Origin of the sequence: Acinetobacter populi (assembly GCF_002174125.1) — a bacterium.
Taxonomy (GTDB): Bacteria; Pseudomonadota; Gammaproteobacteria; order Pseudomonadales; family Moraxellaceae; genus Acinetobacter; species Acinetobacter populi.
In genome coordinates, this window is record NZ_NEXX01000007.1 from 110919 (window position 1) to 126215 (window position 15297).

Annotated in this window: 15 protein-coding genes, 1 tRNA gene and 1 other RNA gene; 7 read left to right on the forward strand and 10 right to left on the reverse strand. The window is 41.4% G+C overall.

The window, feature by feature from the left end; genetic code table 11:
- Positions 1-9 precede the first annotated feature (9 nt).
- Positions 10-147: a hypothetical protein gene (locus tag CAP51_RS17380; protein ID WP_171294815.1), complete on the forward strand. Its 138-nt coding sequence runs from the start codon at positions 10-12 to the stop codon at positions 145-147.
- A gap of 53 nt (positions 148-200) precedes the next feature.
- On the opposite strand, the gene serC is transcribed toward CAP51_RS17380, so the two are convergent.
- Positions 201-1280 carry a 3-phosphoserine/phosphohydroxythreonine transaminase gene (gene serC, locus CAP51_RS16010; protein ID WP_087621763.1) on the reverse strand — a complete coding sequence of 360 codons (1080 nt, stop codon included), beginning with the start codon at positions 1278-1280 and terminating at the stop codon, positions 201-203.
- 480 nt (positions 1281-1760) lie between these two features.
- Between serC and CAP51_RS16020 the strand changes: the two genes are divergently transcribed.
- Complete coding sequence (locus CAP51_RS16020; protein WP_087621765.1) at positions 1761-2003, forward strand: hypothetical protein; 243 nt, start codon at positions 1761-1763, stop codon at positions 2001-2003.
- A gap of 113 nt (positions 2004-2116) precedes the next feature.
- Here CAP51_RS16020 and CAP51_RS16025 read toward each other — a convergent pair.
- From CAP51_RS16025 to coaD, 4 genes are all read right to left on the reverse strand, one after another.
- A tRNA-Met gene (locus tag CAP51_RS16025) sits at positions 2117-2193 on the reverse strand.
- A 65-nt stretch (positions 2194-2258) separates the two neighbouring features.
- An RNA gene (gene rnpB / locus CAP51_RS16030) (RNase P RNA component class A) lies at positions 2259-2628 on the reverse strand.
- 28 nt (positions 2629-2656) lie between these two features.
- Positions 2657-2917, reverse strand: a complete 261-nt coding sequence (locus CAP51_RS16035) for a YfhL family 4Fe-4S dicluster ferredoxin (RefSeq protein ID WP_087621766.1) — start codon at positions 2915-2917, stop codon at positions 2657-2659.
- Between the two features lie 12 nt (positions 2918-2929).
- A complete protein-coding gene (gene coaD / locus CAP51_RS16040; protein WP_087621767.1) occupies positions 2930-3421 on the reverse strand; it encodes a pantetheine-phosphate adenylyltransferase in 492 nt (163 codons plus the stop codon).
- Between the two features lie 126 nt (positions 3422-3547).
- On the opposite strand from coaD, the gene smpB reads away from it, so the two are divergent.
- On the forward strand, positions 3548-4024 hold the full coding sequence (smpB, locus tag CAP51_RS16045; RefSeq protein ID WP_087621768.1) for an SsrA-binding protein SmpB: 477 nt from the start codon (positions 3548-3550) through the stop codon (positions 4022-4024).
- Between the two features lie 27 nt (positions 4025-4051).
- Here smpB and CAP51_RS16050 read toward each other — a convergent pair whose 3' ends face one another.
- Complete coding sequence (locus tag CAP51_RS16050; RefSeq protein WP_087621769.1) at positions 4052-5431, reverse strand: aminotransferase-like domain-containing protein; 1380 nt, start codon at positions 5429-5431, stop codon at positions 4052-4054.
- A 131-nt stretch (positions 5432-5562) separates the two neighbouring features.
- Between CAP51_RS16050 and CAP51_RS16055 the strand changes: the two genes are divergently transcribed.
- Entirely contained in the window at positions 5563-6435 is an 873-nt protein-coding gene (locus CAP51_RS16055; protein WP_087621770.1) for a DMT family transporter, read from the forward strand.
- Positions 6436-6452: 17 nt separating this feature from the next.
- Here CAP51_RS16055 and CAP51_RS16060 read toward each other — a convergent pair whose 3' ends face one another.
- The 3 genes from CAP51_RS16060 to rluD are packed head-to-tail and all read right to left on the reverse strand — an operon-like array spanning position 6453 to position 8924.
- A complete protein-coding gene (locus CAP51_RS16060; protein ID WP_087621771.1) occupies positions 6453-7010 on the reverse strand; it encodes a flavodoxin family protein in 558 nt (185 codons plus the stop codon).
- 25 nt (positions 7011-7035) lie between these two features.
- Positions 7036-7863 carry a peptidoglycan editing factor PgeF gene (gene pgeF, locus CAP51_RS16065; RefSeq protein ID WP_087621772.1) on the reverse strand — a complete coding sequence of 276 codons (828 nt, stop codon included), beginning with the start codon at positions 7861-7863 and terminating at the stop codon, positions 7036-7038.
- An 11-nt stretch (positions 7864-7874) separates the two neighbouring features.
- A complete protein-coding gene (rluD, locus tag CAP51_RS16070) occupies positions 7875-8924 on the reverse strand; it encodes a 23S rRNA pseudouridine(1911/1915/1917) synthase RluD (protein ID WP_087621773.1) in 1050 nt (349 codons plus the stop codon).
- Between the two features lie 75 nt (positions 8925-8999).
- Here rluD and CAP51_RS16075 point away from each other — a divergent pair, with 75 nt between their 5' ends.
- Positions 9000-10142, forward strand: a complete 1143-nt coding sequence (locus CAP51_RS16075) for an outer membrane protein assembly factor BamD (RefSeq protein WP_087621774.1) — start codon at positions 9000-9002, stop codon at positions 10140-10142.
- A gap of 83 nt (positions 10143-10225) precedes the next feature.
- On the forward strand, positions 10226-12094 hold the full coding sequence (locus CAP51_RS16080; protein ID WP_087621775.1) for a DNA primase: 1869 nt from the start codon (positions 10226-10228) through the stop codon (positions 12092-12094).
- Between the two features lie 68 nt (positions 12095-12162).
- On the opposite strand, the gene hemA is transcribed toward CAP51_RS16080, so the two are convergent.
- Positions 12163-13458, reverse strand: coding sequence for a glutamyl-tRNA reductase (gene hemA, locus CAP51_RS16085; protein WP_087621776.1), 1296 nt, complete (start codon positions 13456-13458; stop codon positions 12163-12165).
- Positions 13459-13536: 78 nt separating this feature from the next.
- Between hemA and CAP51_RS16090 the strand changes: the two genes are divergently transcribed.
- A complete protein-coding gene (locus CAP51_RS16090) occupies positions 13537-15282 on the forward strand; it encodes a tetratricopeptide repeat protein (protein WP_087621855.1) in 1746 nt (581 codons plus the stop codon).
- Positions 15283-15297: the final 15 nt, after the last annotated feature.

The following is a 15297-nucleotide window of genomic DNA, read 5'->3' on the forward strand; positions in this document are numbered from 1 at the left end:
GGCATAACAATGAAAAGCAATGTCCAACAACCTCAGCGTATGGTTGCACTCTCTTTATCCGGCTTAAAAGTTGACAAGTTCGCTTGTCTGTTTTTTATCCTAGGGATAATGATCAGTGCATGGTTTCTACATCGTTTTATTTTTTAAGCATAAAAAAATCGGCATAAATACCGATTTTTTTATGTTTTAAAATTTTAGATTTAGCCGTTTTGACGGGCAAAGTCTTGCATAAATTCGACCAAAGCTTTTACACCCTCTAATGGTACAGCATTGTAAATGCTAGCACGCATACCACCCACAGAACGATGTCCTGCCAAATTGAGTAAATGATGTTTTTCTGCTTCAGCCAAAAAGGTTTTTTCCAGACTTGCATCTGCCAATGTAAACGGTACATTCATTAATGAACGATAATCCTTGGCAATCGGGTTCTGATAAAAACCGCTCTCATCGATATAATCGTACAATAATTTTGCTTTTTGCTGATTGATTTGATGAATGGCATCCACACCGCCCTGTGCCAGTAACCATTCAAAGACCAGTCCCGCAAGATACCAGGCATATGTTGCAGGAGTATTGACCATAGAGCCATTTTTGGCTTGATCTGCATATTTTAAAATACTTGGAATTTCAGGTTTGGTCTGATCCAGTAAATCGTCACGAACAATCACCAATGTTAAACCGGCAGGTCCAATATTTTTTTGTGCTCCGGCATAAATCAAACCAAATTTTGAAACATCAATGGGTGCAGATAAGATACTTGAAGACAAGTCGGCAACCAAAGGCGCCTTTACATCTGGAATAAAGGGAAACTGGATTCCACCAATGGTTTCATTTTCGGCATAGTGTACATAAGCCGCATGATCAGATAAGTTCCATTCATTTTGTGCACGAATCGCTTTTTTGCCATCAAGCTCGGTTCCGGCTTCGATCACATGAATATCACCATAACGCTTGGCTTCTTTTAAGGCTTTTTCTGACCAGATACCGGTATGAATATAATCGGCCTGTTGGTTCTTACCCAGTAAATTCAGTGGAATTGCTGAAAACTGTAATGATGCGCCACCTTGCAGGAAAAGCACCTTATAATTTCCTGGAATATTCAATAAGGTACGAAAATCTGCTTCGGCTTTTTCGGCAACAGCAACATAATCTTTACTACGATGGCTCATTTCCATGATGGAAAGCCCTTTACCATGCCAATCTAATAACTCTTGTTGAGCTTTTTCCAATACGGCTGTCGGTAAGGCAGCAGGACCAGCACAGAAATTATAAGCACGCATGAGATTTCCCTTAAGTGAGGTGATTAAAGAAGGCGATGATAAAGATGGCTATTTAAACATAATTTTAGCGACAGAGAAAATCAGTTATATCTATCAGTTTCGTGATTTTTATCACATAGAAGTTACAAAACTCTATAAAATGATTGCCAGTAAATTTGTTGCTTATCTTTCTTATGTTAAGTATGAGTAAATAATGTGATTATTATTTGACCGCATTTTCATATTTTCACACAATTATTTTTGTGATTTAACCTGTTTTTTCACACAAAATTAACAAAACTATACTTATTGTTTTCTGTCTAATCCATTTTGTTAAGCAACTGTCAAAACACTTCATAATTCCTGCGTTTTCTCATAGCATTCGTTCAGTAGCAAATGTTGATGCCAAATACATTTTGCAACTTGCATGCACTCCTTTATGCTCTTATGTTTTTTGAGTGTCATGCAATTATCTCTTATAGTGTTAAAAGGATGACAAATATGAAACTCGTTCAAGCTTTACTGATTAGTGGTTTATCTGCATTATCAATTTCTGCATTTGCAGCTGAAACCCAAGAACTTGGCCAAGCTGAAGCTGGTACACAACAACCAGTGATTGTGACCACACAAGCTGATGGTACACAAGATCCAAATGCCGCTGTTGCAGCTCAACCACAAACTGAACAACCTGGTGCTCAGGATGCTGCGATAGACGAAGATCAAAACAAACAAGTTCAGGAATAATCCCTTTCCTCCTAACGTTTGTTGTATATAAAAAGATTGAGATGCCCCCATCTCAATCTTTTTATATTTTCGGCAAAAAAAAAAGATCATGCAGGGATGCATGATCTATAAAATGGTGGCTATGACGGGACTTGAACCTGTGACCCCAGCATTATGAGTGCTGTGCTCTAACCAACTGAGCTACATAGCCAAAAAACTGTTTGCGCATTATGTTGATTTCTCAACACATCGTCAAGAAAAAAATAATTAAAAATTTAGTGAAGTGAGCCGATAAGCCGGGTTCTGTCAAGAACGATCATTCCTCTAGGCATGCAATTACTCACATGCTCAAGCAACCTACCCGAATCCGATGCGGGTCACACCTAATGGATTCCTATTTGGTCTTGCTTCAGGTGGGGTTTACCTTGCCATGTACTGTTACCAGCCATGCGGTGCGCTCTTACCGCACCCTTTCACCCTTACCTGACTCTGCCAAAAGCAAAATCAGGCGGTCTACTCTCTGCTGCACTTGCCGTCGGCTCACGCCGCCCAGACGTTATCTGGCACCTTACCCTTTGAAGCCCGGACTTTCCTCCCCTGTTTTAGTCACGGAGACCTCCACAGCAGCGATCGTCTAGCTCACTTCGGCGCACATCTTAGCAAAAAAATACCGTTTATGCGCTATTTTTTTCGGATAATATCCTTTGATACTTCTGTAGCAGTTGTTGCTCTGTTTCTTTATGCAAAGGATCATGGGGAATGCAATCCACCGGACAAAACAAAGCACATTGTGGCTGGTCAAAATGTCCCACACATTCGGTACATAGGTTAGGATCAATCTCGTAGATGTCCTCGCCCATGTAAATAGCTTCATTTGGGCATACAGGTTCACAGACATCACAATTGATGCATTCATCTGTAATAATTAAAGCCATACGATTTCCTATTTACCAGCCTTGCTGATGCTTGAGTGCAAATGCTTCACACACAGCCTTGGGTACAAACTTGTTAACATCGCCTTTTAATCGGGCAATTTCACGCACCAATGTCGAAGAGATAAAAGAGTATTGTTCAGATGGTGTTAAAAATACTGCTTCAAACTGATTATCCAGTTGCCGATTCATATTGGCAAGCTGAAATTCATATTCAAAATCGGATACCGCGCGTAAACCACGCAAGACCGCAGTGGCTTTTTGCTCTTTAAAAAAATTCACCAACAATCCATCGAAACCAACAAATTCGACATTGGAAAGATGGCTTAAAGATTGTTTTGCCAGTTCAACACGTTCATCTAGCGAAAACAATGGCTTTTTATGATGACCAATGGCAATTGCGACCACCACTTCATCAAACATTCTGGATGCACGAGTAACAAGATCAACATGACCATTGGTAATTGGATCAAATGTACCTGGATAAATGACTCGAGTTTTAACCATTGCAGAGAGGCTCTTTGAAAAATCTTTTATATTCTAACAAAAACTTGATTTTTTAGCTAAAGTCCTTATTGAAATGTTATGATGAGTGGTTTACTGCATTAATATATTTTGGAAGATTTTCTTTTTATGGCTAATGTTAAAGTCGTTAAAAAAAACAATGGTGGGACGATTGCACAGAATAAACGTGCACGCCATGACTATTTTATCGAAGAAAAATTTGAAGCTGGACTCGCATTACAGGGCTGGGAAGTCAAATCCTTACGTGCTGGACGTATGAGTCTAGTCGAAAGCTATATTATTTTAAAAAATAATGAAGCCTTTTTATTTGGCGCACAAATTCAGCCTTTGCTCTCCGCGTCTACCCATGTGGTTGCAGAAGCCAACCGTACGCGTAAATTATTACTGAATCGTCGTCAGATTGACACCTTACTCGGTGCCGTCAATCAAAAAGGCTATTCCTGTGTACCCTTAGCCTGTTACTGGAAAGGTCATCTGGTTAAGCTGGAAATTGCTTTGGTAAAAGGTAAACAGTTACATGACAAACGTCAGACTGAAAAAGATCGTGATTGGCAAAGAGATAAGGCAAGGATTTTTCATAAATAAAGTGAATGCTTTATTTATGATGAAACACTATCCCGATAATTGCTGCATCGCCATCTCCAACACCTGATATATGCGTTGATCATTACACTGCGCCACATTAAATCTTAAAAAATGACTTGCACTATGCGATTGGCTAAAAGCGTTGCCGGGTGCCAAAATCACATGATGCGCCAGACAGATTTTGGATAATTCGGCAGAATCAATCTGTTCAGGTAGTTTACACCACAAAAAAAGTCCACCTTTAGGAATCACCCATGGCGTAATGCCTAATTTCCCCAATTGTCGAATGGTTTTACTCATGGCATCGGCCAAATGCAGTTTTAATCCGTCCAGATGCTTTCGATGGCTACTATCAGACAATGCCGTATAAATGATTTCTGCACTTAATAAACCACAACCAAAATTGGTTGCAATTTTTAAGTCTATCAAACTGTCTATCAGGCGCGGATGAGCAGCAATATAACCACATCGAATCGAAGCGGAAACAGTTTTGGAAAAACTGCCAATCTGGATCACATTGGCAAAACCATTCAAATCCAGATAACGAGGTGCCGAAACCACTTCAAAATCTGCAAAAATATCATCTTCAACAATGGTTAAATTGGCTTGCTCTGCCAGTTTTAAAATTTGGTAGGCAGTATGTGTGGATAAGGTTGCGCCTGTAGGATTATGAATTCCGGCATTGGTGATATAAAGTTTGGGTTTATGCTGCTGTACAATCTGCTCAAATTGCTCCAGATCCGGACCATGGGATTGAAACGGTACGGCGACAATATTGACCTGATGGACATTTAATAGGCTTTGAAAATTAAAATAACACGGATCATCAACCAGTACGCTATCACCTGCCTGTAAAAATAACCGACAAATTAAATCTATTGCCTGCGTACCTGATTCCGTTAACAGAACCTGATCGGGTTGAATTTGAATTCCACGTCGTTCTATTCGTCTGGCAATCCAGTGGCGTAATGGCTGATGCCCCCATGGATTGGCATAATTCACCAATAGATCGGTATGTTGTTTCGACACTTTTCTCAGCGCCTTACGAATACTGAGTTCCGGCATCCAATGCTCGGGCAACCAACCACAGCCGGGTTTAAGTACATGCGGCTGTGCTATCAGGGATTGTCTAGAAATCCACAAAGGATCAATTTCCCGTTCTATCGGTCTTGCGAGTTCATGATAAGGAAAAGTCACCTGAGTACCCGACACAAAATAACCTGCACCTTGTCGTGACTCAATTACCTTCTCTGCAACCAACCGATCATAGGCTTCGACAATGGTGGAAACAGAATAATCCAATGTTTTGGCTAAAGTTCTTACCGAAGGCAAACGCGCGCCCATCATTAGACTGCGATTTTCAATTTGCAGCCTGATATGGTGTATGGTTTTTTCTATCTTGGTCATGGCTCGGATTTTCCAGTTCGATACACTGTACTGGAATATCATACCTAACAGTTAGCTTAAATTGTACTGGATTGTACATAGCGATTGGCCCATTCCAAAGCTAAAGTAAACCTATTTTCAGGGAGTTACTCATGCGTCAAGAATCACAAGGCTGGTTAAATGGTTTACTTGGTGTGCTTATTTTTGCAGGGTCATTACCTGCCACACGGCTTGCTCTAGCAGACTTTAGTCCGGAATTCTTAACCGGTGCCAGAGCTTGCATTGCAGGAATATTGAGTTTGTTCATGGTATTGATATTCAAGCAAAACAAACCACAACTCATGCACTATCCTTCAATTGCGATTGTGGCATTAGGTGCTGTGTTCGGATTTCCATTTTTTACCGCTTTAGCACTGCAATATATCAGTTCTGCCCAGTCCATCGTATTTATCGGTTTATTGCCGTTATCGACAGCAATTTTTGCAGTATTACGCGGTAAGGAACATCCTCAACCCAAATTCTGGTTATTTGCCGTGCTAGGTAGTGCATGTATTGTTTATTTTATTTATCTGCAAACCCATAGCAAAAACGACCTGATTGGTTATCTCTGGATGATCTGTGCCATTATGGTTTGTGGTCTGGCCTATGCCGAAGGCGGGAAATTATCGCGTACGCTCGGTGGTTGGCAAGTAATTGCCTGGGCACTCATTCTTTCTCTACCGATCATGTTGATTTTTACCGTGTTTTATCTACCGAAAAGTTTTGCGCATGTGCAACTTTCTGGAATTTTAAGTCTGCTCTATGTGTCTATTTTTAGTATGTTTTTGGGATTTGTGTTCTGGTATAAAGGATTGGCACAAGGTGGCATTGCCGCGGTAGGGCAATTACAGCTATTACAACCATTTTTTGGTTTTGTGCTAGCGGCTTTATTTTTACATGAAACCATTCACTGGCAATTTGTTGTCATCACGCTAGCAGTTTTATGCTGTGTCGGTTTTGCAAAAAAATATGCCTATGCAGCATGATGACTTAAAAAAACTATCTATTTTAGGCCAGCCAGATAGGCACCAAACATTTCCGCTGTATTTAAATCACCGACCGGTGGGGTAACGTCAATATGATCATTATCCGATTGTGTCATCAAACCCAAGAAGCTCGACATACGGTTAATGTCTTCTTTTCCATCGCCTGTCGGCATAAAAGGCATGCCAGCCCAGAGCATGCCATGCTGCATGGCAAATAAATTGATTTGTTGTAACACTGCAAGTTTATCGCCACTTAAGCCACCAGCATTGGTAAAACCAGCAGCCAATTTGCCCTGCCATGCACGTGCTTTCCAGCGCTTGGAGGAATCTTCCATAAACTGCTTAAAGGCTGCGGTGATATTACCCATATAAGTCGGACAACCCATAATCATGATGTCCGTCTGATCCAGCAATTCCCACTGAATTGCAGCAACGGACATAAAATGCACCTCAGCACCGGCTTTTTCGGCACCTTTGGCAATATATTGTGCAACTTTGGCAGTATGCCCATAGGCACTATGATAAACCACACAGACTGTTATTTTGGAACTTATGGCTTGCGCTGTAACCGACATAATCTAAATGCAGACATTGAATAATTTACACAAGTTTATCATCTTTTGCAGAAATAAAGATGAACGTTGCCATACGTCCTGTCTGAGCATGTCGGCGATAAGAATAAAAATATTGATCTTCAGCATAGCTACAACGATCACCGCCTGTCACCGAACCTATGCCCAAAGCCTTTAATTTTTTACGGGCTATGCCGTATAAATCAGCAAGATATTTACCATTTTCTCGGGCAAGAAAATCAGCCTCAAAATCAGAATTTTGATCAACAAAAGCCGCTTTTACTTCTGCGCCCACCTCAAAATTCGGCTGACTAATGGCCGCCCCAATCCATGCATAAGCAGGCTGAGTTTGCATTTTGCCAAGTGTAGATTCAATGATGCCATTTGCCAGTCCACGCCAGCCGGCATGTAAACAGGCAATTTCTGTTCCTTGTGCATTACTCACCACAATTGGCAGACAATCGGCAGTCATCATCATCAAGGCCACACCTTTACTTTGCGTCACCAATCCATCGCCATCAAGCAGGGTTAAAACTGGTCGATCGTCAACGATATAAGCGGTTGTGCTATGGGTTTGATTGAGCCACTGTAGTCGCTTTGCTCCAAATGGCTGTAAGTGTTTGAGTAGCGCTATACGTCGATGCTGCACAGCCTCAGCAACATCACCGACATGTAATCCCAAATTTTGTTGACCAAAATCCTGTACAACAGAAGCTTGGGAAGAATTTTGGATTTTCTCCACAATCGCCAGCGTTTGTCCGGCATAAATATGATCTGGCAAGCCTGTTGCAGCCTGCCAATACTGTGACTGGAAAAAATCTGAATCGATGATTGCTGATTTGGCTGTTTCTGTCATGTTCTGTCCTGTTATTGTCCCCGTTCTTCCTGTTGCAGTAGATTGACCAATTCTGCAAAGTCTTCCGGCCATGCAGCTTCAAACTCCATTTCCTCACCTGTAGTCGGGTGAATCAGGCCCAGTACACAGGCATGCAGTGCCTGACGTTTAAACTGCTGTAAATAAGTCGCCAATTCCGAACTGATACCTTTTGGCAGTTTTAAGCGTGCATAGGTCTGATCACCCACCAATGGATGAGAAATATGACTAAAATGTACGCGAATCTGATGCGTCCGTCCTGTTTCCAGTTGTGCCTGCACCAAGGTAAAATCCTGAAAACGTTCTATCACATTATAATGCGTCACAGCATCTCTGCCGCCATTAACAACAGCCATTTTGGTACGATCGACAGGATGGCGTTTGATTGGCGCATCAATAGTCCCACCGGCAATAATTCGGCCATAACACACCAAATCATATAACCGATAGACGGATTTACTGGAAAGTTGTCGGGTTAAACTATGCTGTGCTTCAAGCGTCTTGGCCACCACCAGCAATCCACTGGTGTCTTTGTCAATCCGGTGTACCAGACCCGCCCGGGCCAGTTCGCGTGATTTTGGATAATGATAAAGTAAGGCATTGACCAATGTCCCTGTCGGATTCCCTGCGCCGGGATGAACCACCATACCTACCGGCTTGTTAATCACCAATAGATCATCATCTTCATAGACAATATCCAGCGCGATATTTTCCGGCTGATTAAAAAGCTGTGCTTCCAGCTCGACATCTAGTGTAAAAATTTCATTACCTTCACTGCGTGCTTTGGGTTTTACTTTTTGCCCGTTCACCCGCAAGACACCATCTGTCATCCATGTCTTGAGCTTTTCCCGGGAGAAGTCATCCCAGATTTGTGCAGCAATTTGATCAAATCGCTGTCCAATATAACGCTCATCCAATTGACATTGGCGATGAATATGCGTAGCTTGCAGTTCAGAATTTTGTTCTTGAAGATCTATTGAATCTTCAAATTCTGGTTGAGCTGTAATTAATGTAGAATTTTGTGCAGATTGCGTGGAAGTCATTTGCTCACATTTCAATAAAAATGGTTTAATAGGCGTATTGTAGCTGATTGCCCATCATGACACAGAGGAGTTTTTATGTCGCTACCACGTTTTAATATTTTAGTGCTGTCTTTATCCATAGGCATCGCTTCTGTAATGGTGGGATGTAGCAGCAATCCAAAAAAAGTCACCGATGCAGGTCCTCAATCTAGTGAGCAGGCATATTATCAAAATGCTGTAAAAGCATTGGATAAAGGGCAATACAGCGAAGCAAGCAAACAGCTCGAAGCACTGGATACTTATTTCCCAACTGGACAATATACCCAGCAAGCGCAACTGGATTTGATGTACACACGTTTTAAACAGGCAGATTATCCCGGCGCGATTGCACTGGCAGAGCGTTTTATTCGTCTGAATCCACAACATCCGCAAGTAGATTATGCCTATTATTTACGTGGTGTGTCCAATATGGAACAAAACTACGATGGCTTATTACGTTATACCTCTTTAAAACAGGCACATCGTGATACCAGTTATTTAAAAGTTGCTTATCAGAATTTTGCCGATTTTATTCGCCGCTTCCCAAGCAGTAAATATGCTGTAGATGCTGCCGAACGTATGAAATTCATCGGCGAAGAACTTTCCGAAAGTGAAATGAATGTTGCGCGTTACAACCTTCAGCGTAAAGCATGGGTCGCTGCAATACAACGTGCACGCTGGGTTCTGGAATATTATCCACAAGCACCCCAGACTCCAGAAGCGATTGCAACACTGGCCTATGCATATGACCAACTGGGTGATAAACAGTCTGCACAACAATATACCGAACTGTTAAAAGCCAATTATCCACAATTACTCAAACGTAATGGTGAAGTCGATCTTCGTGCAGCACGTCATCAGGGTAGCTTACTGAATAAATTAACACTCGGAATTTTAGGTCGCTCATCTGACCATGCCGAAGTTAAAAATGGTGAAGTGGTTGCCAACAGTGAAGATACGACTCAAAGAAGTTGGTTGAATCGTCTGAGCTTTGGCTTACTGGGTGATCAGGAAAATGACACTGAGGTAGCGAATACGACAACTCAAAACGTAGATGCTGTCACATTTACTGCACCAGCAACTCAAGTTGAGAGTGAAGAAACCACTACACCACAGCAAAAACTTTCCAATATCATTGAAGAAAAAAAACCCCGAATTAATCTTGCCTTACCAGACAATGCCTCACCACAGGATAACTAAGGCAGGCAAGGTTTAAAAAATCAGGTTAATATATTGAGCATCGTTAAGATGCTCAATAACTTTTAGGGCTAGCAAATTTTAATATGGCAATTCCTCAGCATACCATTGACCAGATTCTGGATCGCGTTGATATTGTCGACTTGATCGGACAACGGGTTAAACTTAAAAAAACAGGTAGAACCTATTCTGGCTGCTGTCCGTTTCATCAGGAAAAAACACCTTCATTCCATGTTTATCGGGACAAAGCCTATTATCATTGCTTTGGTTGTCAGGCCAATGGTAATGCCATTAAATTCTTGATGGAATTAGAAGGTCGCAGCTTTATTGATGTGATTAAGGATCTGGCTCAAAATGCCGGCATCGAATTGCCCAAAGATGACTTCAATGTCAAAAAGGCCACCTATCAGCGTCAGCAAAAACCAATTTCTGCCCCTCAATCTTCCGAACAAAATTCGCCGACTATTCCAGAAAGTGATCCATTTAATCTGCCACCAGAAAACGATCATCATGATTTGGAACAGTATTTCATTGAAGATTTTAGTGGTGGTGCAAATAATGAAGAAGTCAGTCTGTATGATCTGCTGGAGCAAGTCACGCTTTATTATCAACAGCAACTCGGCAATGCTGCACATGCACAAAATTATTTCCATAACCGTGCCTTAAATGAGAATACCATTCAGCAATGGCGATTAGGCTATGCGCCCAGTGATTGGCAACATCTGGAACAGGCCTTCCCTCAAGATATTGAAGGCTTAAAACTGGTGGGTCTGATTCGTGAAAATGAAAATGGCAAAACCTTTAATTTGCTACGTGATCGGGTGATTTTTCCGATTCGGGACAGTAAGGGTCGCGTAGTCGGTTTTGGTGGTCGTGCGCTCAATGACGAAATCAAACCCAAATATATCAACTCGCCGGATTCGGAAATTTTCCATAAAAACCAATTGCTCTATGGTTTATATGAAGGACGAAAATCTAAAGCCAATGACTGGCTGATGGTTGAAGGTTATATGGATGTAATTGCCCTGCATCAGGCCGGGATTAGTGGTGCTGTCGCGACCTTGGGAACTGCCAGTAATAGCGAACATCTCAATATATTATTTAAACAAAGCTCACGTCTGACTTTGGCTTTTGACGGAGACAATGCCGGACAAAAAGCAGCATGGCGTACACTAGAAATTGCCCTACCCTTGCTTCAGGATGGTCGGGAATTACGCTTCTTTATTTTACCCGAACAACATGACCCCGACTCCTTAATGCGTCAAATCGGCTTAGAACAATTCCAGCAATTACTGAATAAAGCACCGTTACTTTCCGATTATTTATTTGCCCAGTTGACCAAGCAATTTGATGTCAGCCATCCCGAAGGTAAAGGAATGGTGATGGCAGAACTACGCAATTTAAGCAATCAATTACCCAATGGCTCATACAAATATCTGCTCTCTCAATCTTTCCGTGAACGCCTAGGATTTGGACGCAAACGCTTTGATCAGGCATTACAGGACAAGGATTTAAGCTTTAGTCGTATTGATCGCAATGCTTTACTGATTGCCTTATTGCTGCATTATCCTGTCTTGTTTCCACAATTTGAAACACTACGCGCATTCATACCGCAAAATGGCCTACTCCGCCAATTGTTGGATACCCTGAATCAAGTTTATGATCAGTTGCCCAAAGAGGTTGAACTCAGCCGTTATTTTGCTTTAGGCGCCTGCCATGAATTGCAACAACAACTTTTAGCCATACTCAACTCGATTGATCTGGATGATTTACAAATTGAAAATCCAGAAGAGCTGGATAACCATGCCCAATCATTATTTATTTCTTTAAAATATAAATACTTAAAACAAAAAATCAAAAAACCGTCTTCGGTACAGGAGTCAAAGAACCTGATGCAGCAACTGCATCAAATTACCAAGCAATTAAGTAATACAGTGATTAAAAATACCAACTGATGCTATTGCAAACACAGGACTTTGGTTAAATCGTAATCTGTTTATTGATTAGGAATGAACATACAATCTCATTCATATTTATTTTTCTTCGCTTCACGGGAATGCGCTTCTACCGACTGCACGGTGTCTTTTAACCATTCATAATGCGCTGGATCTTCTGCTTTGGCGGCTTCACGAAATAATTTTGAGGGAATATGCAGCATTTTATTGCTTAAACGATGGGATAATTGTGTTAATAATTGCTCAGCATCTGCACCTTTTTTCAATTGCTGCAAGGCAAATTCTAGTTCCCTAATTCGCTGTTGCTCGGCATAGTCACGATAATGCTGAATCTCTTCCCCGGCTTGCTGTACTTTTTCGTTAATCACGAATTGAGATGCCAGCTGTGAAACCAGCACTTCCGCATCAAGTGCGGCCTGCCGACGCTGTGATAAATTTTCATCAATCACTGCCTGCAAATCATCAATGCCATAAAGATAGACACTATCAAGCTGTTCGACTTTTGAATCAATATCGCGGGGTACAGCCAAATCCACAAGTAACATGGGTTGATATTTACGCTGTTTTAACGCTTGCTTAACCGCAGCATAATGAATCACCTGATGTAGACTCCCTGTACAACTAGATACGACATCAGCACGCGCCAGATTGGCATCAAGTTGATCAAAATCAATGACCTCTACATCTACTCGTGTACTAAGCTCCTGTGCCAAATGCTCTGCCTTGGCTCGGGTACGATTACAAATCAACATTTTTGCTACCCCCATCTCGGCCAGATGCTTTGCCACCAAGGTATTCATTTCACCTGCGGCAACAATCATCACTGTGAGTTGTGAAACATGGCTAAACACTTGTGCCGCAAGCTGTGCCACTGCATAGCCCATCGAAATAGCATGCTCGCCGACCGCAGTTTCGGTACGAACTTTTTTGGCCGCATAGAATGCATATTCAAATAAACGATTGAGCTGTGGCGATACGTTATCCGATGTTTTGGCTAAGGCAAGTGCACTTTTAATTTGTCCCAGAATTTGTGGTTCACCCAGCATCAGGGAATCCAGACCACTGGCGACACGCATCAAATGTGTCATTGCCTGTACATTTTCATAATGATAAACATGTCTTAACAGAGTGTTTACATCAATTCCGTTAGACTGTGCGATCCAGTGCAGTACATCGTCTGGCTGTTCTGTAAGGGCATAAACTTCGGTGCGATTACAGGTGGAGACCACCACCATGTTATTAAGATTTTGATTTTGTTTGGTTTGTTCAAATAGCGTCAGCAATCGCTCTGTATTAAAAGCAATTTTTTCACGCATTTCGACAGAAGCCGTATGATGATTGACACCTAAAGCCAAGAAACCCATAGTACTTCATCAATTAGAAAAGGTATGATACAAAGACGCATATATGTTTAAACAACCATGACTCAAAATTTAAAATTAATGCGGATAAAATCCAGAAAAATATTGCAGTTACCTGCAACTTGCCATTCTATCACATTCCTTCTTTTAGGAAGCATTGCTTACGCGTCTCAAATTTATGCAATAACACCGATTACAACAACGAATATCACAACATCTACTCATCAGACAACAACCGATACGAATCATAGCGCATTTTTACCCGTATTTATCGCTGAATTTGCACTCAGTCAGGGAAATATTAATCAAACCCTCAATACCTATCAGTATCTGGTCGAAAATTATAATTTACCCAACATCAATGAACGTGCTTTGAATATTGCACTGGAATTTGATGATATCGATACGGCACTCAATATTTCCAGACTCTGGGTAGAAAATTATCCCGATGATGTGCCAGCCATGTTTTATCTGGCACATCTATCCTTAAGAGCGCATCAGTATGCGCTGGCTGCAAAAACGCTGGACCGCATTTTACAAATCGATCCAAATGCCGATCTGGAAGGAATTCTGGAAGGAATTTATCCTGAATCAACTGAAGCCCGGCAAGCACTTTTACAGGCGCTCAATCAAATTAATAAAAAAGAAAATCCTTCTGTTCTGGTGATGATCGCGGGTCTTGAGGCACAAAGTGGGCAATTTGAAAGTGCACTCAAAAAAGTGAATCTTGCGCTGCGTAAACGACCAAATGTACCGAGTTTTGTGATTCTGAAAGCCAATTTATATTTTGCTGCCAATCAAAATGATGATGCCTTTAAATGGCTGGACTATAGTAGCCGCTATCAGAAGACACCGGATGTCGGACTTTATGAAGTACAACATCTGATCAGGCAAAATAAAACCGAAGATGCCTTAAAAAAACTAAAACGCATGTTAAAAAAATGGCCAGATAATGAACAATTACTTTTTCTTGCCGGTATCACCAGTATTGACCTAAAACAATTTAGTCAGGCTGAAAAATATCTCACGCAATTGCAGCGTTCAAACGCATATCAGGATCAGGCCAATTATTATCTTGCGGTGAATGCCGAACGTAAAAAAGATGATGCGCTTGCGATTGAATTATACAAAGCTGTTGATGGCAATTTTTATACCGTATCCAGAAAAAATCTGGTCTCTATTTATCTACAACAACAACGTCCTGCCGATGCCATTCGTTTACTCACGCAGGAACGCGTGAGCCATCCACATCAAGCCAGTTTTCTCTATCAGTTACAGGCACAAATTTTACAAATGATGGGCGAAAACCAACGGGCAATCATCTTGTTAAATGAAGCGATCCAGCAAATGCCTGAGGATCCGGAACTCATTTATGCACAAGTTCTGTTGTATGATCCATTTACCGATCGTGATGCATTGGATAATGCCTTAAATAAACTCCTGGAAATCGAACCAAACAGTCCAACCTTTCTAAATGCCTACGCTTATACACTGGCTCGTCAGAACCGCAAACTCGATGTCGCCAGAAAATATGCCGAACAAGCCTTGAGTTATGCACCGCAGCAAGCATCTATTTTAGATACACTGGGTTATATTGCATTTTTACAGAATGACTTTGATCTTGCAGTAAAAGCACTGGCTGAAGCCTATGCTTTATCGCCTAATCTGTCCATCGGTGTGCGTTATGCCAAGGCATTATATATGCATGGTGATATCGAATATTTTGCTCAAATCTGTGAAACCCTCCACAATCAATATCCGGATTCAGAAGAAGTGGCGCAATTGCTACACCTTCTGGTGCCAAATCCACATCTTCAACCCTCTTAGCAGTTTAAGTCTATG